The sequence below is a fragment of the Hymenobacter endophyticus genome, from assembly GCF_032464715.1.
Taxonomy (GTDB): Bacteria; Bacteroidota; Bacteroidia; order Cytophagales; family Hymenobacteraceae; genus Hymenobacter; species Hymenobacter endophyticus.
In genome coordinates, this window is record NZ_JAWDJT010000015.1 from 21,954 (window position 1) to 47,010 (window position 25,057).

Consider the following 25,057-nt stretch of genomic DNA (forward strand, 5'->3'; position numbering starts at 1 on the left):
CGATGAAAATTCTGATGGTGCTTACCTCGCACGACCAATTGGGCAATACCGGCCACAAAACCGGTTTCTGGCTGGAAGAATTTGCCGCGCCCTACTACGTGTTCAAGGATGCCGGTGCCGAGCTGACCCTGGCCTCGCCCAAAGGCGGCCAGCCTCCCCTCGACCCCAAGAGCGACGACCCCAGTGCCCAGACCGATGCCACCAAGCGCTACAAAGCCGACCCCGCTGCTCAGCAGGCCCTGACCAGCACCGTAACCCTCGACTCCGTATCGGCGGCCGACTACGATGCCGTGTTCTACCCCGGCGGCCACGGCCCACTATGGGATTTGGCCGAGGATAAAAAGTCGATTGAGCTGATTGAAACCCTGTACGCCGCCGGTAAGCCCGTAGCGGCCGTGTGCCACGCCCCCGGCGTGCTGCGCCACGTGAAAGCCGCCAACGGCGAGCCGCTGGTAAAAGGCAAGTCGGTAACCGGCTTTACCAACACCGAGGAAGAAGCCGTGCAGCTGACCAACGTGGTGCCCTTCCTGGTGGAAGATATGCTGCAAGAAAACGGCGGCGACTACTCCAAAGGCGCCGACTGGGCCCCCTACATCACCCAGACCGGCAACCTGATTACGGGCCAGAACCCGGCTTCCTCGGAGCCGGCTGCCGAAGCCCTGCTGAAAATGCTGAAAAAGTAGTTTTCAGCTCACTGAACCGAAAGGCCCCGGTGGCTCCAAAACAGGAGTTGCCGGGGCTTTTCTATGCCCGGTTTGGGGGAAAAATCGGCGGTGGAAAGCGGCTGTAGTAGTTGTTCCGGTCTGGCGGCGGCACGCCGTCGGGCCGGTTGAAGCCCGCTGACCTCCGAACGATGACGACACAACGGCCGCACGCAACAACCGGCCCGACGGCGTGCCGCCGCCGGACCGGCATCTGGTTTGAAAAACACGCTGAATCCCGGCAATTTTTTATATTTCTGCACTGACCCCGTTCTACCTCCCGCGTTATGAGTAAGATTCTGGAAGAAATTGACCAGGCCCTGGCCACCTTCGACTCCAGCCACGGCCGCCCCGTTGCCATTGAGTTAGGTGAGCGAAAATACACGCAGTTGATCCTAGACGTGGCCCACCTGCACGCCGACGGCGGCTCTCTGACGCATAACACCGGCCGCCCCCTGGCCTACCGTGGCCTCGAAATCCTGCGCGACGACGCCAACCGGGACCGGGTGCGGGTGATTTAGTTGGTGAAATAGTGAGTTGGTGAAATGGTGAGTTTGATGTTTTGCTAGCGTGGCTGACGCAGATTGAACATAAAACTCACCATTTCACCAACTCACCATTTCACCACAGTGTACCTTTGTAGCATGAATTTGCTATCTGCCGAGAACCTCGGAAAAAATTACGCCGACCGTTGGCTGTTTAAGGAGCTGAACTTTGGTCTGCAGCAGGGCCAGCGCGTGGCCTTTGTGGGCATCAACGGTACTGGTAAAACTACCCTGATGAAGGTGCTGGCCGGCATCGAGCCGCCCGATACCGGTGAGGTGAGCGTGCGCAAGGGCATTCGGGTAACCTACCTGGGCCAAAACCCCAACTTCGACGAAACGCTGACGGTGGAAGAAACCATCTTCGCCAGCCAGAACGACACGCTCAAGGCCATCAAGGAGTACGAGCACGTAGTAAACGACCCCAACCACAACCCCGACGACCTGCAGCGGGTGATGGAGCGCATGGACGCCCTCAACGCCTGGGACTACGAGGCGCAGGTGCAGCAGATTCTGAGCCGCCTGGGCATTTTGGGTGAGCTCCTGACCCGCAACATCAGCATGCTGTCGGGCGGGCAGCGCAAGCGCGTGGCCCTGGCCCGCGTGCTCATCGAGGAGCCCGACGTGCTGCTGCTCGACGAACCAACCAACCACCTGGACCTGGCCACCATTGAGTGGCTGGAAAACCGGTTGTCGTCGCCAAACCTGACGCTGCTGATGGTGACCCACGACCGGTACTTCCTGGATAAAGTCGCCAACGAAATTGTGGAACTGGACAAAGGCCAGATGTACCGCTACCAAGGCAACTACGCCTATTTCGTGGAGAAAAAGGCCGACCGGGAAATGCGCCAGGCCACCGAAGTGGAGAAGGCCCGCCAGCTATTCAAGAAGGAACTGGAATGGATGCGCCGCATGCCCCAGGCCCGCGGTACCAAGCAGAAAGCCCGCATCGACGCCTTCTACGTAACCAAGGAGAAGGCCAGTACCAACCTGAGCAAGCAGCAGGTGGAGCTGAGCGTGAAAACCACCCGTCAGGGCGGCAAGATCATCGAAGCCAGCCACCTCAACAAGGCCTTCGGGGAGAACGTAGTGCTGGATGATTTCAGCTACGTATTCAAGAAAAAGGACCGCATTGGCCTGGTGGGCCCCAACGGCGCGGGCAAAAGCACGCTACTCAACATGCTCACCGGCAAGCTCAAGCCCGATTCCGGCACCGTAGACGTGGGCCAGACCACCGTGTTTGGCTACTACACCCAGACGGAACTGGAATTCGACCCTTCGCAGCGGGTAATTGACATTGTGAAAGAAGTGGCTGAGGTGGTGGAGTTGGCCAACGGCGACGTGCTGACGGCCAGCCAGTTCCTGAGTTTGTTCCTGTTTCCGCCGGCCCAGCAGTACACGCTGGTCAGCAAGCTGAGCGGGGGCGAGAAGCGCCGGCTGCAGCTACTGCGCGTGCTTATCAAGAACCCCAACTTCCTGATTCTCGACGAACCGACCAACGACCTGGACATCGGGACACTGAATATTCTGGAAGACTTCCTGCTGCACTTCTCCGGCTGCCTGCTCATCGTCAGCCACGACCGGTACTTCCTTGATCAGCTGGCCGAGCACCTGTTTGTGCTGGAGCCCGGTGGGGCCGTGCTCAACTTCCCCGGCAACTATACTGACTACCGCGAATACTTGGCGGAGCGCGAAACCGAAGCCGCTTTGGAAGCCGCCGAGAAGGAAGCCAAAGCCGCCCGCGCCACTGCTAAGGCCGTAGCCGCTGCCCCAGTACCCGCTCCTTCCCCACCCGCACCGCCCAAGCGCAAGGCTACCTTCGCCGAGAAAAAGGAGTACGAAACCCTGGAAAAGGAAATCGAAAAGCTGGAAGCCCGGAAAGAAGAGCTGATTGAGAAGCTCAACTCCGGCAGCGGTTCCCACCAGGAGCTGGCCGACTGGGCCGCCGAGCTGAAACGCACCGAGTCAGCCCTCGACGATAAAGGCATGCGTTGGCTGGAACTGGCCGACTTTGTATAAGCTCTCTAAGCCGACGCCGAAACCAATTGGTCCCGACTTTGTAATTTACCCAGCCTCCTACTCGGGGGCTGGGTATTTTTTTCACCACTCTCCTTCCCACATTATGAAAAACCTCCGTCTTTTCCGCGTGCTGGTGCTATTGTTCGTCGGTATCCTCTGGGCCGGCCACAGCCAGGCTCAGGACGCTGCCAAGGAAAAACCCAGCCCGGCGGCTACGGCTACCGGCAAAATTGGCAAAGCCACCGTTACGGTAGCCTACAGCAGCCCCGCCGTGAAGGGCCGCACCATCTGGGGCGGATTGGTGCCTTACGGCCAGGTATGGCGAGCCGGCGCCAACGAGGCCACCACCTTCACCACCGACCAACCTTTGACTGTAGAAGGCAAATCCTTACCTGCCGGCACCTACGCGCTGTTCGTACTTCCCACGGAGAAGCAGTGGACCATCATTTTCAACAAAACGGCCAAGCAGTGGGGCGCTTTCAAATATGATGAAAAGCAAGATGCCCTGCGCGTAATGGCCACCCCGCGCAAAGCCCCCAGCATGGCCGAGCGGCTGGTGTACGAGGTAACGCCCCAAGGTTTGATTCTGCGCTGGGAAAACCAGGAAGTATTGGTTGGGCTGAAATAGCCCGCCAGCAAGAGCATAAAAAAGGCCAGCAGATACATCTGCTGGCCTTTTTTACGTTAGTGCGGTTGCGTTTGAGCTACGGCGGCGGGGGCGGGTTGGTATTGCCGGGTGCCCCGCAGCGTTTGGTTAAAGGTGAACTGCACCGGCCGTTCATCAAAGAATACCACTAGTCGCAGCTTGCGCGCCACATCCATGCGCGGGAAAAACACCTGACCACGCAGCCCCTGGCCGGGCTCCAGCGTGTTCTTGCGCAGCACCACCACTTCTAGCGCCGTAGTTTGGGAGTACAGATGATCTGCCTGCTCGGCGTGGTCGAGACGCTGGTTGTCGAAAAAGGCTTGACTGTCCTGGTGGCGGGCTTCCCGCTCCGCTATCTGCTGGTCGGTTTCCTTTTTCTTGATGCTGGATACGTCTTCAGCAATGTTCACTGCGCTGGTCAGGATTTCAAACCAACTCACGTTATCGGCCTTGCGCTCATGCTCCTTCAGTTTGGCCTGCAATTGGCCCAGGCGCACCTCCGGGTCGGCGGCCAGGCGGCGGGCTTCGAAGAACTGAGTCGGCACGCGGGTACTGTCGGCCAGCGTATCGGGAACAGCCATGTAATAGAAGGTCTTGGGAGCAATGAGAATCGGCTTGTCGGAATAGTTCAGGTAGGCCACTTCGAACACCAGCTCGTTGTCATCAGCCTGAATGAAGCCGGCGCGCACGTACACACTATCGGGGTGGCTGACTACGCTGGTGGGATGCCCGTTTACCCAGGGGCCGTTGGATTGGGCTGGCTCCACGGCCAGGAAGGTGCTGGCCCCGCAGGCGGATAAGAGCAGGGCCAGCATTCCGGTTAATAGCATAGAAAACAGACGTGTAGAGGTAATCATGAGCGTTGAATAAGAGGAATAGATGGTAACAGAAACAGCCGGACCAACCGATGGTCCGGCCGCTGATTGTGCCGTTGCAAGAATAGTTCCAATTTTGCTCAATTTATTTCAACAGGCAGTTGGGCGGCGCCATCATCGGCCACCGGAAATGCCCAGAAACGCCGCACTGCCGCCAGCGGAATGCGCCCGAATACGTGCGGAAAGTACGCCTGGCGACGCTCGGCCCATTCCCGCTCCACCCGGATTCCGGCAGTTTCCAAAGCAGCTTCGTCCACTTCCAGCAGCACCGCTCCGGGGCTGGCCCGGTAGTATAGCCGGGCTGTTTCCAACACCTGAACCAGTTCGGAAGCATGAATAAACCCCTCGGCGGCTAAATCGGCACTTTCAAAAAAGCCAGTTTCCTGCGCTTGGTACCAGTCGGCGGGCTGTGCAATGCGGTAGAGCATACAAAAAGAAAAAGGTGACACGTCAAAAGTAGAAGCTCCTTATGAAGCATACACTCCTGACGTGTCACCTTTTATTTTTTAGCGCTGATTTAGGCTTTCCACACTTCCTGCTGCACGGCTTTGCCTACCGTGAGCACCAGGCGGATGGGGTTAGGCACCAGCGTGAGGCGGGCCTCTTTGCCGGAGTATTTTTCGGAGTCAATCCAGACGCCCTCTTTGGGTGTGGGCGTACCGCTGGTGTTTACCGGCAGGTAGGCCGTGGGCAGCAGCACGTCGGTGTCGGAGCCCAGGTCGGAGTGTACTTTTTCCAGGGCGGCTTCCAAGAAAGCGCCGTATTCGTCGTTGAAATCGTCTTCGAGGTCGTGTAGCTCTTCCTCTACATCGTCGTAGCGGGCATCGTCATAGGTGAGCTTGTGCAGCTCGGCTTTCTTCTCGATGAGGGCCACCAGGGCGCGGTTCAGCTCTTCCGAATTCATACTAGTTGAAGTAGTAGGTTAAGGTGCAAAGGTGGGGAGGAATTGGCAGTTTCCCGCGCCTCCGGGTTTGCTCTACATACGTTTCCGCGCCGGTTTTGGCTTGCCTTTCTTGAATCGTTGACCTTCAGCGGGAATCATTTGGCCCAAACCAGTATTTTTACCCCAGTCAACTATCCACCCGCCACCCAAGCCATTCCCATATGGAAACCATGACCTCGCCGGCCGTACAGGCCCATCCCGCCCACGATTTTCTGCCCCTCAACGGCACTGATTACCTGGAGTTTTACGTGGGCAACGCCAAGCAGTCGGCCTACTTTTATCAGGCGGCCTTTGGCTTTGAGCTGGTAGCCTACGCCGGCCCCGAAACCGGCCAGCGCGACCGGGCCAGCTACATGCTGCAGCAGAACAAAATCCGGCTGGTGCTCACCACCTCCCTGCTGCCCGACTCCGACATTACCCGCCACGTAGCCCAGCACGGCGACGGCGTGAAGGTAATGGCCCTGTGGGTGGACGACGCCCGCAAATCCTTCGAGGAAACCACCAAGCGCGGCGCCAAGCCCGCCTTCGAGCCCTACACCGTATCGGATGAGCACGGGGAGGTGACCATGGCCGGCATTTACACCTACGGCGAAACCATCCACACCTTCGTGGAGCGCAGCAAATACTCGGGTCCTTTCCTGCCCGGCTTCGTGGCCAAAACCAGCAACGTGCCACAGGGTGCGCCCGTGGGCTTGCAATTTGTGGACCATTGCGTGGGCAACGTGGGCTGGGGCCAGATGAACGAGTGGGTGAAGTTTTACGAGGACGTAATGGGCTTCAAGCTGCTCATCACCTTCGACGACGACGACATCAGCACCGAGTATTCCGCCCTGATGAGCAAGGTAGTTTCCAACGGCAACGGCTACGTGAAATTCCCCATCAACGAGCCCGCCGAAGGCAAGAAAAAGAGCCAGATTGAGGAATACCTCGACTTCTACCACGGCGCCGGCGTGCAGCACATGGCCCTGCTCACCCACGATATCCGCCAGACGGTAACGGAGCTGCGCCGCCGGGGCGTGGAGTTCCTGCAGGTGCCCAACACCTACTACGACGACCTGCTGGAGCGCGTGGGCCACATCGACGAGGACCTGGATAGCATCCGTGACCTGAACCTGCTGGTAGACCGGGACGAGGAAGGCTACCTGCTGCAAATCTTCACCAAGCCCGTAGAGGACCGCCCCACCGTGTTCTACGAAATCATCCAGCGCAAAGGCGCCAAGAGCTTCGGCAAAGGCAACTTCAAAGCCCTGTTCGAAGCCATTGAACGGGAGCAGGCCCTGCGCGGCAACCTATAAGCAGGATTTTAAAGTCTAGTTCCCCTCCTTAGAAAGGAGGGGCCAGGGGTGGTTGATGAACGGCAGAACAAGTTTTAGAGCTAGTTCTAATCATCGTTCAGCAACAATCAACCACCCCTAGCCCCTCCTTTTCAAGGAGGGGAACTAGCTTTTAGCTTTAACCTAACTACTCGTTGCCTACCCGCAATGACGGGAAAACCTCTTTTCTTTACTCCCGTTCTCTGAACTCAGTTTATCCCCCAAAGCACCATCCCATGGCCCTCACGCCCGACATTCAAGCCAAGATCAGCTCCTGGCTCACCGACAGCTACGACCCCGACACCCACGCCGAAATCCGGAACCTGCAGGCTCAAAACCAGGAAGATTTTCTCTCGGATGCGTTTTATCGTAACCTGGAGTTTGGCACCGGTGGGCTGCGCGGCATCATGGGCGCGGGCTCCAACCGCATGAACCGCTACACGCTGGGAATGGCGGCCCAGGGCCTGAGCAATTACCTGGTGCAGTCGTTTCCGGGCCAGGAAATTAAAGTGGCCGTGGCCCACGACTCGCGCAACAACAGCCGGCTGTTTGCCGAGCTGGTAGCTGGCATCTTCTCGGCCAACGGCATTACGGTGTACTTGTTTGAAGCCCTGCGGCCCACGCCCGAGCTGTCGTTTGCCATCCGCCACCTGGGCTGCCAGAGCGGCTGCGTAGTTACGGCCTCCCACAACCCCAAGGAGTACAACGGCTTCAAAGTATACTGGAACGACGGGGCTCAGGTAGTAGCGCCCCACGATAAGAACATCATCCGGGAGGTAGAGGCCATTCAGTCCGTTGCCGATGTCCGCTTCGAGGCCGATAATTCGCGCATTCACCTGATTGGGCAGGAGCTGGACGCGGCTTACCTGGCCCAGGTAAAAGCCCTGAGCATCAACCCCGCCGCTATTGAGCGCCAGCACGATCTTAAAATTGTGTTTACGCCACTACACGGTACCGGCATTACCATGGTGCCCCCGGCCCTGGCCCAGCTGGGCTTCACCAACGTACACATCGTAGAGGCCCAGGCCACGCCCGATGGTAATTTCCCCACCGTGCAGTCGCCGAACCCGGAGGAGAAAGTAGCCATGCAGATGGCCCTAGACCAGGCCAAAACCCTCGACGCCGACTTGGTACTAGCCACCGACCCCGACTCGGACCGCGTGGGTATTGCCGTGAAAAACAACCACGGCGAGTGGGTACTGGTAAACGGCAACCAAACGGCCGCCCTGCTCACGCACTACCTGCTCTCGGCCCGCAGCCAGGCCGGCAAAACCACCGACCAGGACTTCATTGTCTACACCATTGTCACCAGCGACGTGCTGGGCGATATTGCCCGCCAGCAGGGCGTAAAGGCCTACCAGACGCTCACCGGCTTCAAGTACATTGCCGGCATTATCCGCGACCTGGAAGGCCAGCAGAACTATATCGGGGGCGGCGAGGAAAGCTACGGCTACATGATTGGCGACTTCGTGCGCGACAAAGACGCTATTTCGGCCTGCGCCCTGCTAGCGGAAATGGCCGCCGTAGCCAAGGACCACGGCCGCACTCTGTACCAGGAAATGGTGCAGATGTATTGCACCTACGGCTTCTACAAAGAGCACCTGATTTCGCTCACCAAAAAAGGCCAGCGCGGGGCCGAGGAAATTCAGGAAATGATGGCGGAGCTGCGGGCCAACCCGCCCCGCATTATTGCCGGCCTGCCCGTAACGGAGCTGCGCGACTACAAAACCGGCCGCATCCGCGACCTGCGCACTAACCTGGAAACCGAAACCGGCCTGGAAAGCTCCAACGTGCTCCAGTTCATTCTGGAAGACGGCAGCAAGATTTCCGCCCGTCCCAGCGGCACCGAGCCCAAAATCAAGTTCTACTTCAGCGTACGGCAACCCTTGAAATCCGCCGTTGATTTCGACCTGGCCGACAAGCTGGCCGGCGAAAAAATCCAGCGCATCATCGACGACATGCAGCTGAAATAGTTTTCTGAGTTGACAGGATAATAAGAGCCGCTACACTGAGTGTGGCGGCTCTTATTGTTTTATAACTACCCCAACTTAAGCTACTGCGCATCCTCTATCAACATTCGTGACTAAAACACAAAATTGAACGAGGCCTGACCTAGCAACCCGCGCAGGTCGCGGCTGCGGCTGTTAAGGGGCACGAAGTAGCTGGCCTTGGTATCGAGCAGAATGTGGCGGGTTTTGATCAGCTCCACCCCCAGGCCCAGGTTGAGGTTGGGGATGAAGTCATTCTTTTGGTCGTCGTTGCGGTTGAGGATGAAGCCGCCCACCTGGTAGCTGGTATACAGGTTGAGGTAGCGGCGGCGGCCCCGCCCAAAGTTCCGCGGGTAAAAATCCTGCCCGAAGTTGATGACGAACAGCTCATTCACGAAGGCCGAATCCGTCTTGTTGGTCGTGGTGGGTTTGTACACGCCCAGGTTGAAGTAGCTCTTGCCCCGGGTAAACAGGTATTTGATGGCGTAACCCTGGTAGGCCGGGCTGGTCAGGCCCAGTTTGGGGTTATCGAGGCGCAGGTAGGCGTACTCCACTCCCGGCATGTTCACGAAGCTCACGCGCCGGTTCCCGGTCGGGAAGCTGATTTCATCAAACAGCCGGAGCGTCACATGGGCTTGCCCCTGGTGGCTGATCAATTGCTGCTGCTGCTGCCGGAGCTGCTGCAAGCGGGTTTCATGGCGGGCCACACTTTCCTGCTCGTCTTCCCGCTCTTGCTTGGTAAGCTTGGGGTCACGCAGACGGGTTTCGGCGCGGGCAAGCTGAGTGGCCTCAGCTTGCTCCAGAGTGCGCAACTCCTGCAAACGCGGGGCGAGGTTGCGGGCGTTAAGGTTGTTTTCCAGCACATAGCCCAGCGTTGCCGTCAGGGAGTCCAGGCGGGACAGCTCGCGGGTGGGCAGGCTGAACTCGGCGGTGAGCTGCTCGGGGGTTTCCTCCTGCTTCTGCACCCGCGTCGCCCGGCTCCGAATGAAGCCGGTGAGGGTCGCCCGCGCCTCGGCGTATTTTGTGACGCCCACACTCAGACGCTTCTGGGTTTCGTAGGATTCCTGGTCGTCGGTGGTTTGGGCCTGAGCAACCAGAACTGAGCCGACCAGGAAAGCACTCAGCACAAACCGGTGGATGGAGCTGCATGCGGCAAGAGTTAGACGAAGTGCCATGTGAAAGTACGCCTACGGGTTGTGGTGTAAGCGTCGGCAAGTTGCGCTGATCCGGCATGCATTGCCGACCTGAACTCCGCGTTATCCGACTTTCAACAGCCCGGTAGTTACCACCGAAAACCCCGCCCCAAACACCGTTAAGCACCTATCAAGGCAACTTCCATCAGACTTTCCAGTTTGAATAAAACGGCACCCATTCCTGCGGATTTGCGCCAGTTGCGCTACTCCCGCCGCTTTTCGCGGCGGCCATCCAGCAGCAGCAGCAGCAGCACCAGAAACACCGCTACCGAAATGCTCCACCAGGTGATGCCCGGCAGCCCGTTGTAGTAGGGCATAGCCGGCGAGTAGTGCCCCAGCAAACTCAGCCCCGCAAACAGGATAACGGCCACCGTAATGGCGGCCAGTATGCTGCGGCTCACCAGCTGGTCGGCTTTACGTAGCAGCAGTTGGTAGCCGCTCAGCTCCACCCGCACCCGCAGGTCGCCGCGGGAAATTTTGCGCATGATCTGGCGCACGTCGGTGGGCAGGGTTTGCAGCAAGGCCAGCAGCTGGGTGCCCGTATACAGCGCTTCACTCTGGATATTTTCCATGGAGTACTGCTCGCCCACAATGCGGGCCCCATACGGCCGCACAAACTCAAACGTGTTGAAGCGCGGGTGTAGCACCTTGCCAATGCCTTCCAGAATCACCAGGGCCCGCAGAATAAGAAATACCGCCCCGGGCACCTGCAGCTTGTAGCGGTAGATGATGCCCTGCAAGGCGTCGGCCAGGTCCGACATACTCATCTCCTTCACGTCCAGCAAGGCAAAATCCTCAATCAGCTGGCTGAGGTCGGCCTCGAAGGCGCGCATATCGGGTATCTCGGAGGTAATGGCCAGACGGCGGAAGTTGAGGGCCATACTGCGGGCATCCTGCCGGGCCATACCGATAAACACGCCGGCAAACGCGTATTTCTGCTGGCGCGTGAGGCGGCCCACCATCCCAAAATCAATGAGCACCAGGGTACCATCGGGGCGCACCAGCACGTTGCCGGGGTGGGGGTCGGCGTGGAAGGCCCCGAACTCAAATATCTGGGTCAGGTAGATGTCCATGCCAGTTTCGGCTACTTTTTCCGGGCTTAGTCCCCATTCCAGCAGTTGGGACTTATCCGTGATTTTGCAGCCGCTCACAAACTCAATTACCAGGATGCGGTTGGTGCTCAGCTCCCGGTACGGCCGCGGAATGTAAAACGAGTCGTAGTCTTCGTAGAGCTTGCGAAACTGCTCCATACTGCGGGCCTCCGAGGTGTAGTCCAGCTCCTTGGTCATGCTCCGCTCGAAGGCATCCACAATATCCTGGGGGTTACTCAGGCCTTGGCGGCGCAGGAAGGGGGCCGTCAGGCGCACCAACTCGTGCAGCAGGCTCAGGTCAGTGCGCACTTTTTCCTGCACATCGGGGCGCTGCACTTTCACTACCACTTTCTCGCCCGTGAGCAGGCGCGCGCCGTGCACCTGCCCAATGCTGGCCGAGCCCAGCGGTACTTCCTCAAACTCGCTGAACACCTCCTCCAGCGGCCGGCCCAGCTCCTGCTCGATAATGCGCCGGGCCTGAGCCACCGGAAACGGCGGCACGTTGCTCTGCAGCTTCTCAAACTCATCTATCAGGGCCTCGGGCAGCAGGTCGGCGCGGTTGCTCAGGGCTTGGGCCAACTTAATGAAAGTGGGTCCCAACTCCTCAATAATCATGCGGATGCGCTGCCAGCGGGTGGTTTCAAACACCGCCTGCTCCCCCTCCTGCCAGGAGCGCCGCCGGCTGTTGGGCACCAGGCGCCGCAGGGCCGTACTCGTCACCACATCCTCAAATCCGTACCGGATCAGTACCTCGGCTACCTGCCGGATGCGCGTGAGGTTGGAGATGGTATTTTTGAACATGAAGCACGAGTTTAAGCAAGGGAGGCGAATTCCGTGGTACAGATGGGCAACCTGCTCCGGGCTACTCAGGCACTAACTAATAGTTAGGCTACAGAATACACGCCTCAATCTGCGAAATAAGCGCATAAAAAAGCTCCACCCGCTGTGCCACGGACGGAGCTTTTTAAAAAAACGAGCAGATATTCCTTAGGACTTGCTTTCTGCCGATCCGGCACCAGCACTTTCCGACTTGGCAGCGCCAGCTTTGCCGGCAGCAGCCTTCTGGGTTTTGGCAGCGGCCGTGCCAGTAGCCGTAGCGGCTTTTTTCACGGTGCCGGCCGCTTTGCTGGCGGTGCTAGCAGTAGCACTTTTGGCCGGAGCGGCCGTTTTGGCGGCGGAGGCCTTCTTGGTAGGAGTAGCCGCCGCGCCCGATGCCTTCGAGCCTTTCACGGTGCGCTTCAACTCCTCCACATCAGCATTAGGGGCAACCCCTACCGTTTTCAGCAGCCGGGCAGCTAGGCCCTGGGCCTGCTTTTCCAGTTCCTTGCGCTTGGCATCGGTATTCTTCTTCAGGTCGTCCATGATTTTGGCACCCTCCTGCTCCGACAACTTGCTTTCCTGCACCAGGGTATCAATGCTTTTCTGTACCCGCTCGTTGGTGAGCGACACGAAGCCGACGCCGGCGTTTATGAACTTTTTAAACAGATCTTCCATGAAACTGGGTAGTTAGAAGTAAGGGTGAGAATGAAGTACAACGAAAGCGTAAAAACAGCAAACCAGCAAAGTAGTATGCAAGCATACTACTTTCAGCAAACCTACGAAAACCCTATTATATAGTTGAGCCTGAGTATATATTTTTCTTTTCCAGTCCGCTTTTTAGCGAGTAAAGAGCTTTGCTTGATCTACTTTCGCCGTTCAGGCCGCTTGCCGGGAAGCGGGTAGCGCCGCCTCAGCCCATACCTGTCGCGTAAACGCGGCCACCTGATCGAGGGCGGTGCGGGCTTCGGGCAGAAAGCGCCAGAACAAGTGCCACCAGTGTACCAGTCCTTCAAACACCTGCAGGGTAATGGGGGTACCAGCGGCCCGAGCTTTGGCGGCAAAGCGCTGCACATCGTCGCCGAGCACCTCGGCATCAGAAATCTGGATAAGCAGTGGAGGCAGCCCCCCCAGATCGGCCTGCACGGGCGAGAGGAGCGGGTGTGCCAGCGGGGTTTCGGCCGCGTATAGCGGGCCCCAGCCTCTGATTTCCAAGGCTTCCAGTACCTGGCTTTCCTCCTGTGCTACCCGCCGCACCTTGCCAACCGGCAAGAGCAGATCCGTCCAGGGAGAGAGGCCGATGGCGGCGGCCGGCAGCGGCTCAGCAGCATCGCGGAGCGTCAGGAGCAATGCCAGCGCCAGGCCACCGCCGGCCGAGTCGCCGGCCACCATAATATTGGCCGGGGCATAGCCCTGCCTGAGCAACCAGTGATAAGCCAAACGAGCATCATCGAGGGCGGCCGGAAATGGGTACTCAGGTGCTTTGCGGTAGTTGATAGCCAGCGCCGTAACGCCGCAGCGCTGGGCCAGCGTACCCACCAAAGCCCGGTGCGTATTCAGGGAGCCCAGCACGTAGCCCCCGCCGTGCAGGTACAGCACTACCCGGCTGGCATCGGCCCCGGCTGGCCGTACCCACTCGGCAGGCATCCCCTCAATATCAGCATCTTCCAGAAAGACGTTCCAGGGCATCAGCTGCCCGAAGGACATCAACTCAAAGGCTAGCCGCATGGCCGGCAGCCGGGGTCGGTGGCGGGCCAGCGGGCCGGTACCGGCCGTCAGGAGCTGCTTTAGGAGCAGATGTTGGGTAGAAGGCATGGTGGGAATGGTAGACGGGAGGAGGCAAACAGAGCGACGGGTACTGCTGGTACTAGGGCCGCGGCAGCAGAAGCAGCCGGAAACCTATTTATTCTGGCCAAGCCGGTGGCCTTTGTAGCCCCGAATAGCAATGGGAATCCAGCCTAATACGGGGATAAAGAAGGTAAGGGTGAACGGGTTGCGCCACAACATGCGCCAGTACGTACCGGGGCTGCGCAAATCCAGGTCGAAGTCGCGGCGGCCGTTGCGCATGTACTGGCGCTCAAACTCCCGGAACAGCGCGGGCCAGGCCCAGGGCAGGAAAAACGGGAAGTACCGCCAGTTTTCCTTGATGCGCTGCCACAGCTCCTTCCACTGATAAGGGTGCTGCCCGTACTGGCGCACGGCGGCGTCCATTTCCGTTTGCATGCGGGCACGCACCTGGTTGGAGAGGTCCTCGTATTCGGGGCGGGTCAGCTCGTCGGTGGTTTTGCTGGTTAGCTCGTAGGGCTTGATGCGGGAGCCCAACACAAAGGTGAGCTTGGCCGGGAAAGCCATGTAAAAAAACCACGGCTGCAACAGCACCAACAGAATTACGGGCCCCATCGGAATAAATGGGATACCCACTTTCTTGCTTAGCCGGTTCACCCATTCCCAGCTGTAGGTGTAGGGGTTGAGGTACTCGCCATTGATGGTGTAAAACGGGATGATATCGGTGCGGTGCAGGATGCCCATGCGCACCGTGCTGGTGGCCAGGCGCTGCAGCCGGTACTTATTGTTGAACCCCTTCCCAATGCCGGGCACCCCCTCGGGGTACAGCATCAGGTTGTGGTCGTTGTAGTACATCATCGTCTCGAAGTTGAGCGTGGTGGCATCCACGCAGCCGCAGCGCTTCCAAAAGTCCTGCACCTGAAACGGGTTCATCAGGGCCGACTGGGAGAGCATGGGCGCCGACAGCGGCCGGGGCAGGTCGCGCAGGTCGGGCAGCACGCGCCACAAATGCGAGAGGGCCACCATAGCATCCCAGGGGAAGGCCATACCCGAGTGGTTGGAGGCGAAAATCAAGGGGCGCTCGGGGTTATTGCGCTGCGGATACTCTTCGAAACCCACCAGCTTTGAGCGAAACCACACCCGATCCAGGAGCTGCAGAATATTCCGGTCCAGGGTTTCCACAAACTGCTCATCGAAATGGTCGGAGTAGATGTGCTGATTGGCCAGAATGGCGGGGGGCGGCTGGGGCAAGGCAGCGGGTGGGTGAGCCATGAGTGGGGCAGGCAGAACGGCAGATGGGACGAAACCCGCTGAATGGCGGCGCTTCTAATGTACTGCTTTTGTTTACTCCGGGGTTGCGCCACCAGCACGCTATGCGTCTAAATCTGCCGCTTCAGGCGCACAGTGGTGTTAAACAGCTCCCCATCGGGGCGGCGGAGCACGAAGAGCAAGGCCCGGCCATCCTCGGAGTGCAGCATCCGGTTGAGCTGGTTCAATGAAAGGAACTCGGCCGGAATTAAGTTTACCGACATGATTTCGTCTCCGGCTTTAATGCCAGCCTGAGCTGCCGGGCCCTCTGGCTCAATGCGCAGCACTTTGTAGCGTCGGTAACTAGGCCCCAGAGCCAGCACATCAAAGCCGCACATATCATGCTCGAAGGGCTCCTTGAACATCACGTTGGGCCGGAGCAGCAGCACATTATGCGTGTAGTCGATGATGACATTGAAGCGTTTGAGCAGCTCAAAGCCCAGGTTACCGTTGCGGGGTGCATCGGCGCGGTGGGCTACATCGGCGGCATCGGGGAAGGAGGTAAGCAGGGCCGGCATGCGGTAGCGACCCAGCTGCAGGGCCGCTACGCGGCCCAGATAGCCGTTGATGTTGCCATTCAGACCCCGGCCCAGGGGCGTGCGCAGGCGGGTTTCGGGCAGGGCCAGCCGTTCATCAGAAGTGGTTTCCAGGGAAAGGGCGTGGCCGGCCCCGGTATCCAGCACCAGCCGGAGGGGCAGCGTGAGCGAGGCACTCAGCTGTACCGGCAAGGTTACGTACGACTTGCGGCCTTCCATATCCAGCGGAATGCGGGCCCATCGTTTACCGCGCGGCGCAGCGTAGCGGGTTGGGCTGCGAAAGGTAAGCTGCTGCTCAGCCGGGTCAATTTCTACCACAAAGCTGCGAAATACATCGGCGCCCAACAGGCCGTGAATAGGCATACCCACGTAGCCCGACAGGTTCAGCACATCCTCCGATAAGATAAGAAAGGGCAGATTAGGCGCTTCAATAGCGTTGGAAACGCGCACGGCCACCGAGGGTATCCTAAATGCCTCCAGGGGCCGCTCCTCCCCGGCCCCGGCCACCAAAAACCGGCCTTGCAAGGCTACATTCAACTCCTGCCCCACGTAGGGGTCGGTGATGAGGGAAGTGCCAATACCCGTATCCAGCAGAAAGTTATACGGCCCCTTGTTGTTCAGCCAGGCTTCTACCACAATCAGGTTGCGCTGCAGCAGGAAGGGCAGCTTTACCTGCCGGGCACCGGCTTTGGCAAACCGAAACGCTTCCGGCTGCGCCTGCGCCGAGCCTACGCACAGCCCAACTGCCAGCAGCAGGCACCCGGCCACCCGGCCCCAGCCCGCAAACAGCAGCAGAACGCGCATTTTCAGCACCATAACCAGCGTAGAAGTACCCTGGTAATTTACTGAAAATGCTCCCTATTTACGCTTCTCCAAACAAGAAATATTCCTGTTTTTAAAGAAAGTTGCAGCTGTTTATTTCCGAGCTTACTCCAGCTTCTCCCACTGGCTGTGGCCATCATAGAACAGCTGCCCACCCTGGATATGCAGCGGCGACGCTACGTTGTTGTGGTAGAGCTGCCCGGTGCCCAGCCCCTGCGGAAAACCAGGAGTAGCGCACAGGCCCGCCAACTGGCTGATGGCGTTCAGCCCCACATTGGACTCCAGGGCGGAAGTGAGCCACCAGCTGATGCTATGGGTTTCGGCCAGGCGCATCCAGTGCCGGCTGGCCTGCAACCCGCCCAGCAGGGTAGGCTTCAGAATGATATAGGCCGGTTTGGTTAGTGCCAGCAGCTCCTCCTGGCGGGCGGGCTCCGTCAGGCCAATCAACTCCTCATCCAGGGCTACCGGCACCGGCGACTGGCGGCAAACCTCGGCCAACTGGGGCCACTGCCCCGCCTGAATGGGCTGCTCAATGGAGTGCAGCTCAAAGCGGGCCAGCTGCTCCAGTTTGCCCAGGGCCTCCTCGGGCCCGAAAGCACCATTGGCATCTACGCGCAGGGTGAGGTGCTCGGGCCCGGCTACAGCCCGTATTTCGGCCAGAATGGCTAGTTCGGTGGCAAAATCGAGTCCGCCAATCTTCAGCTTCAAACACGTGTAGCCTTCGGCCAGCTTCTTCTCTATTTGCTGGCGCATAAAAGCCGCGTCGCCCATCCATACCAATCCGTTGATGGGAATACCGGCCTCGCCCCGGCTGAAGGCCGTGTCATAGAGCTGGCGCCGGCCGCCGTGCTGCCAGTCGAGGGCGGCCGTTTCGAGGGCAAAGCGCAGGGCCGGCCACTCAGGGCCAACCAACTCCAGGGCCTCCTGGGGCAGCAACTCCCGGAGCTGCCGCCGGTTAAACTCCCGCACAAAGCCATCCAGGGTAGCCTCAAAATCGGGGCGGTGGTCAGGACTGAGGCCAGCCAGGGGGGCGGCTTCGCCCAAGCCTATCACGTGGGGCTGCTGGGTGTGCTGCAGGTGCAGGTAATGGGCCGAGTGCTGGGTGAGGGCTCCTCGGGAGGTGCGGGCCGGGAAGGTAAAGCGTAAATCACGCCGGGAGTAGCGCAGCTGCAGCATAAGATAAGGGCAGGAAGGTGGGCAGATGGCAATATACGCGCCACCGGAAAACGCAGACGCCGCTGCCGGCCGGAAGAACCCGGCTGGCAGCGGCGCTGCACTAAGCGACAGAACCGGCAAAACCAGGCCCGTCGTCGTACTCAGAGGAGGCGTTATTCTGCGGCGGTGCCCTGAGTGCCACGTCCGCGGCTAGCCTGGCCCCCCTTACGGCCGGCTGCACGGGCTTCCTCTGAGGTAAAACGGTGTCCGCGGCCGCTCAGGTGGGAGGCGCGGCCGCCTTCACTGGCAATGCGGCGCTGGGTGGCGGCGTCCATGGCAGCGAAGCCACGGGGGCGCTTGGTTACGGGCGTTTCGGGAGTAGCCCGAGTGGTTTGCTTGGCGTTCATAGCGGGTTGGTTGATTGGAATGGAAAGGTCAACTGCTGGCAATGTCGTCCTGGTACGGTGGAATGTTGCTCTTTATCCCGACTTTGGGCCCTGAATACCGGCTTATTTGTTTAAAATACCACTTTGTACTGATGAGCTAGTCCGTATATGTACTGAGCAGTACGGTTTCCTTCGGCGCCCTGCTTCTTGTTAAGGTAAGCGCCAAAAACTACTGCTCCGGTTTCGCGTTATGCAGTATAGCTCCTGATACATTCCCTGCCCATGTCCGCTTCTCCAGCGCCTGCCTTTGCCTCACCTGTTTCTGCCGTTGCGGCTCCCGAGGCGGGCCGCTACACCACCATCCGGCACCGAACAGAAGCCCTGTGCCGCCCCCTGCTCCCCGAAGACACTGTGGTGCAGCCGGTCATTTATGTAAGTCCGCCCAAGTGGCACCTGGCGCATACTACCTGGTTTTGGGAAACATTTCTGCTGCGGGAGTATCTGTCGGGCTACACCGTTTTCCACCCAGACTACGCCTTTCTGTTTAACTCCTACTACAACTCGCTGGGCTCCCGTGTGAACCGCGCCGACCGGGGCACCCTTTCGCGGCCGGCCCTGCACGAGGTGTACCAGTACCGGGCTTACGTGGATGAGCACATGCAACGCCTGCTCGCGCAGGGTGGCGGCTTGCCGGCAGCGGCGCGGGAGGTGTTTGAGCTGGGCCTGCAGCACGAGCAGCAACACCAGGAGCTACTGGCCACCGATATAAAATACATCCTGAGCACCAGCCCCCTGGCCCCGGCTTACCAGCCCGCCCCGGCCCCGGAGCCGGCGGCAACCGTACCGCCGGCTAGCTGGCTGCCGGTAGCGGGCGGGGTGCACCGCATCGGGTTTCAGGAAGAAGGTTTCTGCTTTGACAATGAGCAGGCCCCGCACGATACTTACGTGGCCGACTTCGAGCTGCAGAACCGCCTAATAACTAACGCCGAGTACCTGGAGTTTATGGAAGCCGGCGGCTACCGGGACTTCCGGTACTGGCTGGGTGAGGGCTGGGACTTGGTGCAGCAGCAGGGTTGGGAAGCACCTTTGTACTGGACGTTGCAGGAGGGCCGCTGGCACCGCTTCACGCACAGCGGCCTGCAACCCGTGAACCTGGCGGCCCCGGTTACCCACGTCAGCTTTTACGAGGCCGACGCCTACGCCCATTGGCGCGGCCACCGTTTGCTCACTGAGCAGGAGTGGGAAATTGCCGCCCGGCAGTTTCAGCCCACCACCACCGGGGGCACCTTCCTGGAAAGCAACCGGCTCGACCCGCAGCCGCTGGCCCCTAACGCCCCCGCCGACCAGTGCCACCAACTGCTGGGCGAAGCCTGGGAATGGACCTACTCGGCCTATCACCCCTACCCCGGCTACCAGCGGGCCGCCGGTGCTTTGGGTGAGTACAACGGCAAGTTCATGATCAACCAGCTGGTGCTGCGGGGTGGCTCCTGTGCTACTCCGGAAAGCCATATTCGCATCACCTACCGCAATTTTTTCCAGGCCGACAAGCGCTGGCAGTTCACGGGTATCCGTCTGGCCCGCTGAGCTGGCGCTCCGCTTACTCACCGCTTGTCTTCCCGTCACGCTCCCTTCATGTCTGCCTTTCCGTTCGCGCCCCACCCTTCCATGTCCACCGAAACTACCCCGCCCCCTACGCCCACCTTCAGCCCCGACCTGGCTCAGCATGTACGCGCCGGCCTGAGCAAGCCGTTCAAGGCACTTTCGTCCATGTATTTCTACGATGATGAAGGTAGCCGGCTGTTTCAGCAGATTATGGCCTTGCCCGAGTACTACCCCACCCGCACCGAGTTTGCCCTGCTTACCCGCCACCAGGCCGCCATTGGTCAGGTCCTGCGTCCCCAAAACCCCGATGAGCATTTCTTTCTGCTGGAGCTGGGAGCCGGCGACGGGTTGAAAACCAAGATTCTGCTGCGCCAGCTGCTGGAGAGCAACGCCCGGTTTACCTACGTGCCGGTTGACATTTCGGAGGCGGCTCTGGATGGGCTGGCGGCCAGCCTGCGGGCCGAGCTGCCCGCGTTGCGCGTGGAGCCGGTGGTAGCTGATTATGCCGACGCGCTACGCCTGATGGCCAGCCGGCCCGGCCGCAAAGCCGTATTGTTTCTGGGCTCCAACATCGGCAACTTCTTCCCCGAAGACCGCCACGCTTTTCTCAGTAACCTGGCCCGCCCCCTCACCCCCGACGACCGGCTGCTGGTGGGCTTTGATTTGCAGAAGGACCCGCGCCGGATCAGGGCGGCCTACGATGATGAGCAGGGCGTCACGGCGGCGTTCAACTTTAACCTGCTGCACCGCCTCAACCGGGAGCTGGGTGCCGACTTCGACCTGGGCCACTGGCAGCACTATACCGATTATGACCCGATGAGCGGAGCAGTACGCTCATTCCTGGTGAGCACCCGGGCCCAAACGGTACAGTTTACCGCCCTGGACTGGCAGGTGGAGTTTGCCGCCTGGGAAATGATTCACACCGAAAATTCCTACAAGTTCACCCGCCCTGCCATTACAGCCCTGGCGCGGGAAGCGGGCCTGCACGTGCAGCAGATTTTCACGGATGAGCAGGATTTCTTCGCCGACGTGCTGCTGCAACCTGCCTGATACGGGGTTCCTGCTTATTCAATCTTAACGGTGTACAATACAAAGAAGCCTAGTGGCTGCCTTTGTCGGCTTCTCAGATATGCCCGAAATTCTTAGCCTTGCCTCCGGCTACGGCACATTCCTTACCCCGGCAGTAGCTGCCGAAGCGGCTATTCGGAGTATTCAGGCCGGGCAGCTACCGGTGGTTCCGGCAGCGGGGCTGCCCCTGTTGCAGGAGGCCATTGCCGGCCGGTATCAGCAGTTGGAAGGCACTAGCGTAACACCCGAACAGGTGGTGATAACACCCGGTGCCAAAGCTGCTCTGTCGCTGCTGCTAGCTACCGTGCTGCGGCCCGGTGATGAGGTACTGCTGCCCACGCCTAACTGGTTTGGGTTCTGGGAACTAATTACCCGGGCCGGGGGCGTAGTGCGGGAATTGCCGCTTTCCTCCATTGATGGCTACACTTTGCACCCCGAGCAGGTGCGGGCCGCCCTCACGCCACGTACTCGGCTCCTGCTGTTTTCCAACCCCAGCAACCCCACCGGCCGCGTATACCAGCCAGAGGAACTGGCGGCTCTGCTAACCGTCACCCAGGATTTTCCGGACCTCTACCTGCTCAGCGACGAGATATACGACCTGATCAGTTTTGCCAGTAAGCCCACGCCTTCCCTGCTGGAATTTCCGGACCTTCGGGGCCGGCATTTGGTGGTCAATGGCTTCAGCAAGTCCCTGGCTCTCATTGGCTGGGGTGTAGGTTACCTGGTAGCCCCCGAGCCGCTGGCCCGGCAGTGCGCCGCCCGGCTGCATGCTACCGGCGGGGCCGTAGCTGTGCCAGCTCAGCACGCGGCCTTGGCCGTTACGCAGGCTGCCGCCAGTGTAGCCAGTGGGTTGGTTAGTCAGCTACACACCAACCGGGCCCTCATGCTGGCTCACCTAGCCACTTTACCCGGCGTGCCGTTGGTAGTGCCGGAAGCCACCTACTACGTCTTCCCTGATTTGCGGGCTTACCTACCACCGGCCCCCACGCCCCAAGCGGCAGCTGAGCAACTGGTGCAGCACCTGCGGCAGGCGGGGCTGGAGGTAGTGGATGGCAGCCACTGCGGTGCGCCCGGCTTTGTGCGGCTCTCGTACGCGGTGCCCGAGCCGGTGCTGCACGAGGCACTGAACCGCTTGAGCACAGCATTGCGGCAGCTGGAGCCAAACTTGGTTGGGTGAAGCAGTGCTGCGGGGCCCCATAAGAGGCGTACTTCCTCGTACCTTTGCGGCGGTTTTTCCCGCGTTGCTATGTCCCGTTCCGCCTTCCGTGCTCATCTGATTCCTACGCTCAGCCTGGCGTACCCCGTTATGCTAAGCCAGCTGGGCCATGTGCTAGTGAACGTGTGCGACAGTATGGTGGTAGGCCAAACCGGTAAGATTCCGCTGGCGGCCGTATCGTTGAGCGTGAACGTGAGTACGGTGGTGATGATGCTGGGCCTGGGCACGACCATGGGCATCACGCCGCTGGTAGCCGCCGCCGACGGCCGCCGCGACGTACCCCTGCTGGGCCGGTTGCTGGTAAACGGCGTGTGGCTGAGCGTGCTGGCGGGAATAGTCCTGGCCCTGTTTGGCCTGTTGGTTCCCTTCATCCTGCCCCACCTCAACCAGCCCGCTCCGGTGGTGGAGCTGGCCACGCCCTGGGTGCGCGTGATGTTCCTCTCCTTTCTGCCGCTCATGGTATTCCAGGGCTTCAAGCAGTTTGCCGAAGGGCTGGGCCTTACCCGCCAGGCTATGCTGCTGTCGGTGCAGGCTAACGTGCTCAACGCGGTGCTGTGCTACGGGCTGGTATTCGGAAAATTGGGTATGCCGGAAATGGGCATGATGGGGGCCGCCTGGGCTACTTTTATTGCCCGCGTACTCATGGCCATACTGATGGCCGCCTACGTACTGCTGGCTGTGCGCCTGCGCCCTTACCGCCAGGCCGCCGCCCTCAACCTGCTGCCCGATGCGGCGGGCCTGCGCCGGCTGCTGGGCCTGGGCGCGCCCATCGGCGTACAAATGACCTTTGAAATGGGGGCCTTCAGCTTTGCCGGCCTGATGATGGGCTGGCTGGGTATCACCCAACAAGCCGCCCATCAAATTGCCATTAACGTGGCTTCCGTTACCTACATGGCGGCCAGCGGCATTGCTGCCGCCGCTACCATTCGGGTGGGTAAGTACATGGGCGCACAGGACGGAGTTGGGGCCCGGCAAGCGGGCTTTATGGCCTACCTCATCACCTTTGCCTTTATGAGCCTGATGGGGCTGGTACTGATTCTGGCCCGCCACCATATTCCGCAGTATTATAACCACGACCCGGCCGTGGTAAAACAGGCGGCGGGGCTGCTGCTTATTGCGGCAGCCTTTCAGATTTCGGACGGCGTGCAGGTGGTGGGGCTGGGCGCCCTGCGCGGGCTGGAAGACGTAAAAGTGCCCTCGGTGGTAGCCCTGCTGGCCTACTGGGTTGTGGCTTTGCCGCTGGGCTACGTGCTGGGTTTCCGGCTGGGCTGGGGCGCTACCGGCGTGTGGATAGGCTTACTCACTGGCCTTACGCTGGTGGCGGGCGTGCTGCTGGTGCGCTTCCGCAACCGCCGCATAGGGCTGCCGGCCTCAGTGAACGAACCCGCCCTGGCTGCACGTTAAGCGCCTACCGGGCCGCTGGTCTGGTTGTTGCTCCGTAGCTTCTACGTCTGACCTTGCCTTCTACCTGCTCACTTGTAGCGCCGCATGCTGTTTTCTCTCGCCCCGCTCTGGCTGTTTAGCCTGTTATCTGCCTCCGCTACCCCAGTTACTGCACCGGCCCAGGCTCCGGCCAAACTGCCGCCTTTGGCCTGGAGCGCCAACCGCCCCCTCACCTGGGACGACTTTAAGGCCCGGCCCAATACCGACCGCCTGGAGGCCCTTACCTCCTCCACTATTGATGCCAAGGTGGGTTGCGTTGATTACCAGTTTTCGGCGCAGGTGAAGGCCGTTTTCACGCCCTCCGAGTCGTGGGTGCGCAACGCGGCCCGGGCAACGCCGGCTTTGCTGCGCCACGAGCAGCTACACTTCGACCTGACGGAGCTGCACGCCCGCTTGCTGCGGCAGAAATTCAGCCTCCTGAAGCTGGATTGTGAGCACCTGCAGCCGGCCTTCGGCAATATTACCAAGGCGGCCTTTCTGGCTTGGCAGCGCGAGGAAGCCCGCTACGACCAGGAATCTAACCACGGCCTCAACACGGCCCGCCAGCAGGCCTGGGAGCAGCAGGTGCAGCAACGCCTGGTACAAACCCAGGCCTTTGCGCTGCAGTAGGTAAGTGAGTAAAGGAGCGAATGAGTGAGTTTTCTTATTCAGTTTAGGGTCTGAAGCCAGGCAGCAGCCGGCTTCGCAACTTGGGGTTGTTGCTCGGGTGATGCATATTGCCGTGTCCGCGTCACTGGCATAGCGGCTTCCCTCATTCGCTCCTTTACTCACTTACGAATGCTTACCTGGGCTGAATTTGAACAAGTAGACATCCGGGCCGGCACCATTCTGGAGGCTCGGGAATTCCCCAAAGCCCGGCGGCCGGCCTACCAGCTGCTCCTGGATTTAGGCCCGGAAATCGGGCTCAAGAAGTCCAGCGCCCAGATAACCCACCACTACACGCCCGCCGAACTGGTGGGCCGGCAAGTGCTGTGCGTCGTCAACTTTCCCCCCAAGCAAATTGGCCCGTTCATGTCGGAAGTGCTGGTTACCGGCCTGCCCGATGCGGAGGGCCACATCGTACTAACCGCCCTGGCCGGCCCCGTACCCAATGGCAGCCGCCTGATATGAAGTGGTGAAATGGTGAGTTTACTGTTCAGGCTGCAGGCTGTGTGAATGGCGCTAGCAGAACAGCAAACTCACCAGCCATTTCACCTTACGGGTGCGGGGGCGGGGTGCTGGAGGTGGTGAGTTTCACTTCGCGCAGGGACAGGCTGTCGACCACGGTAGAGTAGATATCGTCCAGGTCTTTGTCGTGGATGGCGTAGTAGCGGTAACTCTGCACGAAGGTGGAGTCGTCGATTTCGTGGCGCCAGTACAAATCCTTCTGGGCCTGACGAAACAGGGCCCGGGCCGAGTCCTGGGGCAGGGCGGCGGCTTCGGTGCGGGCCTCCAGCAGGTGCAGCTCAATGAGCAGGCTCACCATTTTCTCCCGGGGCAGCAGGCGGGGTGGCACCGGCACTTCCTCGGGTTTCTGGCAGGCCGTAACTACCAGAGTCAGCGCCGTTAGGCAGGTTAGTACGCGGCGGGAATATCGTTTCACGGTAGCAAAGTTAGGAGGAAGCCGTAG

General features: G+C 60.1%; 24 protein-coding genes. 12 read left to right on the top strand and 12 right to left on the bottom strand.

Annotated elements, in window-relative coordinates:
* Positions 1-2: 2 nt before the first annotated feature.
* The 4 genes from ROI90_RS18310 (at position 3) to ROI90_RS18325 (ending at position 3,890) form a co-directional block, all read left to right on the top strand.
* Complete coding sequence (locus ROI90_RS18310; RefSeq protein ID WP_315999728.1) at positions 3-683, top strand: type 1 glutamine amidotransferase domain-containing protein; 681 nt, start codon at positions 3-5, stop codon at positions 681-683.
* Positions 684-988: 305 nt separating this feature from the next.
* Entirely contained in the window at positions 989-1,222 is a 234-nt protein-coding gene (locus tag ROI90_RS18315; protein WP_315999729.1) for a hypothetical protein, read from the top strand.
* A 123-nt stretch (positions 1,223-1,345) separates the two neighbouring features.
* Positions 1,346-3,262: an ABC-F family ATP-binding cassette domain-containing protein gene (locus ROI90_RS18320; protein ID WP_315999730.1), complete on the top strand. Its 1,917-nt coding sequence runs from the start codon at positions 1,346-1,348 to the stop codon at positions 3,260-3,262.
* Positions 3,263-3,365: 103 nt separating this feature from the next.
* A complete protein-coding gene (locus tag ROI90_RS18325; RefSeq protein WP_315999731.1) occupies positions 3,366-3,890 on the top strand; it encodes a DUF2911 domain-containing protein in 525 nt (174 codons plus the stop codon).
* Positions 3,891-3,946: 56 nt separating this feature from the next.
* Here ROI90_RS18325 and ROI90_RS18330 read toward each other — a convergent pair whose 3' ends face one another.
* From ROI90_RS18330 to ROI90_RS18340, 3 genes are all read right to left on the bottom strand, one after another.
* Positions 3,947-4,765, bottom strand: a complete 819-nt coding sequence (locus ROI90_RS18330; protein ID WP_315999732.1) for an ATP synthase subunit B family protein — start codon at positions 4,763-4,765, stop codon at positions 3,947-3,949.
* A gap of 98 nt (positions 4,766-4,863) precedes the next feature.
* Positions 4,864-5,211: a DUF952 domain-containing protein gene (locus ROI90_RS18335; RefSeq protein ID WP_315999733.1), complete on the bottom strand. Its 348-nt coding sequence runs from the start codon at positions 5,209-5,211 to the stop codon at positions 4,864-4,866.
* A gap of 89 nt (positions 5,212-5,300) precedes the next feature.
* Positions 5,301-5,687, bottom strand: coding sequence for a hypothetical protein (locus ROI90_RS18340; protein ID WP_315999734.1), 387 nt, complete (start codon positions 5,685-5,687; stop codon positions 5,301-5,303).
* Positions 5,688-5,887: 200 nt separating this feature from the next.
* Here ROI90_RS18340 and hppD point away from each other — a divergent pair, with 200 nt between their 5' ends.
* Together hppD and ROI90_RS18350 are read left to right on the top strand one after the other, a co-directional pair.
* Positions 5,888-7,021 (top strand): 4-hydroxyphenylpyruvate dioxygenase, encoded by a 1,134-nt coding sequence (gene hppD, locus ROI90_RS18345; RefSeq protein WP_315999735.1) that lies wholly within the window; start codon positions 5,888-5,890, stop codon positions 7,019-7,021.
* A 254-nt stretch (positions 7,022-7,275) separates the two neighbouring features.
* Positions 7,276-9,012 carry a phospho-sugar mutase gene (locus tag ROI90_RS18350; protein ID WP_315999736.1) on the top strand — a complete coding sequence of 579 codons (1,737 nt, stop codon included), beginning with the start codon at positions 7,276-7,278 and terminating at the stop codon, positions 9,010-9,012.
* A gap of 110 nt (positions 9,013-9,122) precedes the next feature.
* On the opposite strand, the gene ROI90_RS18355 is transcribed toward ROI90_RS18350, so the two are convergent.
* The 8 genes from ROI90_RS18355 to ROI90_RS18390 all read right to left on the bottom strand — a co-directional run bounded on the left by ROI90_RS18355 (position 9,123) and on the right by ROI90_RS18390 (position 18,140).
* A complete protein-coding gene (locus ROI90_RS18355) occupies positions 9,123-10,202 on the bottom strand; it encodes a hypothetical protein (RefSeq protein WP_315999737.1) in 1,080 nt (359 codons plus the stop codon).
* Between the two features lie 221 nt (positions 10,203-10,423).
* The gene (locus tag ROI90_RS18360) at positions 10,424-12,112 is read right to left on the bottom strand and encodes an ABC1 kinase family protein (protein ID WP_315999738.1); all 1,689 of its coding nucleotides are present in this window, start codon (positions 12,110-12,112) and stop codon (positions 10,424-10,426) included.
* 186 nt (positions 12,113-12,298) lie between these two features.
* The gene (locus ROI90_RS18365) at positions 12,299-12,805 is read right to left on the bottom strand and encodes a phasin family protein (protein WP_315999739.1); all 507 of its coding nucleotides are present in this window, start codon (positions 12,803-12,805) and stop codon (positions 12,299-12,301) included.
* A 201-nt stretch (positions 12,806-13,006) separates the two neighbouring features.
* Positions 13,007-13,942: an alpha/beta hydrolase gene (locus ROI90_RS18370; RefSeq protein ID WP_315999740.1), complete on the bottom strand. Its 936-nt coding sequence runs from the start codon at positions 13,940-13,942 to the stop codon at positions 13,007-13,009.
* 84 nt (positions 13,943-14,026) lie between these two features.
* Positions 14,027-15,184 carry a lysophospholipid acyltransferase family protein gene (locus tag ROI90_RS18375; RefSeq protein ID WP_315999741.1) on the bottom strand — a complete coding sequence of 386 codons (1,158 nt, stop codon included), beginning with the start codon at positions 15,182-15,184 and terminating at the stop codon, positions 14,027-14,029.
* Between the two features lie 107 nt (positions 15,185-15,291).
* On the bottom strand, positions 15,292-16,572 hold the full coding sequence (locus ROI90_RS18380) for an aspartyl protease family protein (RefSeq protein ID WP_315999742.1): 1,281 nt from the start codon (positions 16,570-16,572) through the stop codon (positions 15,292-15,294).
* Between the two features lie 111 nt (positions 16,573-16,683).
* Positions 16,684-17,754 carry an o-succinylbenzoate synthase gene (locus ROI90_RS18385; protein WP_315999743.1) on the bottom strand — a complete coding sequence of 357 codons (1,071 nt, stop codon included), beginning with the start codon at positions 17,752-17,754 and terminating at the stop codon, positions 16,684-16,686.
* 152 nt (positions 17,755-17,906) lie between these two features.
* Positions 17,907-18,140 carry a KGG domain-containing protein gene (locus tag ROI90_RS18390; protein WP_315999744.1) on the bottom strand — a complete coding sequence of 78 codons (234 nt, stop codon included), beginning with the start codon at positions 18,138-18,140 and terminating at the stop codon, positions 17,907-17,909.
* A gap of 261 nt (positions 18,141-18,401) precedes the next feature.
* On the opposite strand from ROI90_RS18390, the gene egtB reads away from it, so the two are divergent.
* The 6 genes from egtB (at position 18,402) to ROI90_RS18420 (ending at position 24,558) form a co-directional block, all read left to right on the top strand.
* Positions 18,402-19,703, top strand: a complete 1,302-nt coding sequence (gene egtB / locus ROI90_RS18395) for an ergothioneine biosynthesis protein EgtB (protein WP_315999745.1) — start codon at positions 18,402-18,404, stop codon at positions 19,701-19,703.
* Positions 19,704-19,751: 48 nt separating this feature from the next.
* A complete protein-coding gene (gene egtD / locus ROI90_RS18400; RefSeq protein ID WP_315999746.1) occupies positions 19,752-20,771 on the top strand; it encodes an L-histidine N(alpha)-methyltransferase in 1,020 nt (339 codons plus the stop codon).
* Positions 20,772-20,850: 79 nt separating this feature from the next.
* The gene (locus tag ROI90_RS18405; protein WP_315999747.1) at positions 20,851-21,966 is read left to right on the top strand and encodes a pyridoxal phosphate-dependent aminotransferase; all 1,116 of its coding nucleotides are present in this window, start codon (positions 20,851-20,853) and stop codon (positions 21,964-21,966) included.
* A 69-nt stretch (positions 21,967-22,035) separates the two neighbouring features.
* Positions 22,036-23,409 carry an MATE family efflux transporter gene (locus ROI90_RS18410; RefSeq protein WP_315999748.1) on the top strand — a complete coding sequence of 458 codons (1,374 nt, stop codon included), beginning with the start codon at positions 22,036-22,038 and terminating at the stop codon, positions 23,407-23,409.
* 84 nt (positions 23,410-23,493) lie between these two features.
* Positions 23,494-24,057 carry a DUF922 domain-containing protein gene (locus ROI90_RS18415; RefSeq protein ID WP_315999749.1) on the top strand — a complete coding sequence of 188 codons (564 nt, stop codon included), beginning with the start codon at positions 23,494-23,496 and terminating at the stop codon, positions 24,055-24,057.
* A 168-nt stretch (positions 24,058-24,225) separates the two neighbouring features.
* Positions 24,226-24,558 carry a tRNA-binding protein gene (locus ROI90_RS18420; RefSeq protein ID WP_315999750.1) on the top strand — a complete coding sequence of 111 codons (333 nt, stop codon included), beginning with the start codon at positions 24,226-24,228 and terminating at the stop codon, positions 24,556-24,558.
* 85 nt (positions 24,559-24,643) lie between these two features.
* On the opposite strand, the gene ROI90_RS18425 is transcribed toward ROI90_RS18420, so the two are convergent.
* Positions 24,644-25,030: a DUF4296 domain-containing protein gene (locus tag ROI90_RS18425; protein WP_315999751.1), complete on the bottom strand. Its 387-nt coding sequence runs from the start codon at positions 25,028-25,030 to the stop codon at positions 24,644-24,646.
* Between the last annotated feature and the right edge of the window lie 27 nt (positions 25,031-25,057).

Coding starts and splice junctions, on each gene's coding strand:
- ROI90_RS18420 (WP_315999750.1), top strand. CDS start 24,226: ATGCTTACCTGGGCTGAATTTGAACAAGTAGACATCCGGGCCGGCACC.
- ROI90_RS18365 (WP_315999739.1), bottom strand. CDS start 12,805: ATGGAAGATCTGTTTAAAAAGTTCATAAACGCCGGCGTCGGCTTCGTG.
- ROI90_RS18360 (WP_315999738.1), bottom strand. CDS start 12,112: ATGTTCAAAAATACCATCTCCAACCTCACGCGCATCCGGCAGGTAGCC.
- ROI90_RS18335 (WP_315999733.1), bottom strand. CDS start 5,211: ATGCTCTACCGCATTGCACAGCCCGCCGACTGGTACCAAGCGCAGGAA.
- ROI90_RS18410 (WP_315999748.1), top strand. CDS start 22,036: ATGTCCCGTTCCGCCTTCCGTGCTCATCTGATTCCTACGCTCAGCCTG.
- ROI90_RS18350 (WP_315999736.1), top strand. CDS start 7,276: ATGGCCCTCACGCCCGACATTCAAGCCAAGATCAGCTCCTGGCTCACC.
- ROI90_RS18405 (WP_315999747.1), top strand. CDS start 20,851: ATGCCCGAAATTCTTAGCCTTGCCTCCGGCTACGGCACATTCCTTACC.
- hppD (WP_315999735.1), top strand. CDS start 5,888: ATGGAAACCATGACCTCGCCGGCCGTACAGGCCCATCCCGCCCACGAT.
- ROI90_RS18315 (WP_315999729.1), top strand. CDS start 989: ATGAGTAAGATTCTGGAAGAAATTGACCAGGCCCTGGCCACCTTCGAC.
- ROI90_RS18380 (WP_315999742.1), bottom strand. CDS start 16,572: ATGGTGCTGAAAATGCGCGTTCTGCTGCTGTTTGCGGGCTGGGGCCGG.
- ROI90_RS18325 (WP_315999731.1), top strand. CDS start 3,366: ATGAAAAACCTCCGTCTTTTCCGCGTGCTGGTGCTATTGTTCGTCGGT.
- ROI90_RS18390 (WP_315999744.1), bottom strand. CDS start 18,140: ATGAACGCCAAGCAAACCACTCGGGCTACTCCCGAAACGCCCGTAACC.
- ROI90_RS18330 (WP_315999732.1), bottom strand. CDS start 4,765: ATGATTACCTCTACACGTCTGTTTTCTATGCTATTAACCGGAATGCTG.
- ROI90_RS18340 (WP_315999734.1), bottom strand. CDS start 5,687: ATGAATTCGGAAGAGCTGAACCGCGCCCTGGTGGCCCTCATCGAGAAG.
- ROI90_RS18370 (WP_315999740.1), bottom strand. CDS start 13,942: ATGCCTTCTACCCAACATCTGCTCCTAAAGCAGCTCCTGACGGCCGGT.
- ROI90_RS18385 (WP_315999743.1), bottom strand. CDS start 17,754: ATGCTGCAGCTGCGCTACTCCCGGCGTGATTTACGCTTTACCTTCCCG.
- ROI90_RS18355 (WP_315999737.1), bottom strand. CDS start 10,202: ATGGCACTTCGTCTAACTCTTGCCGCATGCAGCTCCATCCACCGGTTT.
- ROI90_RS18415 (WP_315999749.1), top strand. CDS start 23,494: ATGCTGTTTTCTCTCGCCCCGCTCTGGCTGTTTAGCCTGTTATCTGCC.
- egtB (WP_315999745.1), top strand. CDS start 18,402: ATGTCCGCTTCTCCAGCGCCTGCCTTTGCCTCACCTGTTTCTGCCGTT.
- ROI90_RS18310 (WP_315999728.1), top strand. CDS start 3: ATGAAAATTCTGATGGTGCTTACCTCGCACGACCAATTGGGCAATACC.
- egtD (WP_315999746.1), top strand. CDS start 19,752: ATGTCTGCCTTTCCGTTCGCGCCCCACCCTTCCATGTCCACCGAAACT.
- ROI90_RS18375 (WP_315999741.1), bottom strand. CDS start 15,184: ATGGCTCACCCACCCGCTGCCTTGCCCCAGCCGCCCCCCGCCATTCTG.
- ROI90_RS18320 (WP_315999730.1), top strand. CDS start 1,346: ATGAATTTGCTATCTGCCGAGAACCTCGGAAAAAATTACGCCGACCGT.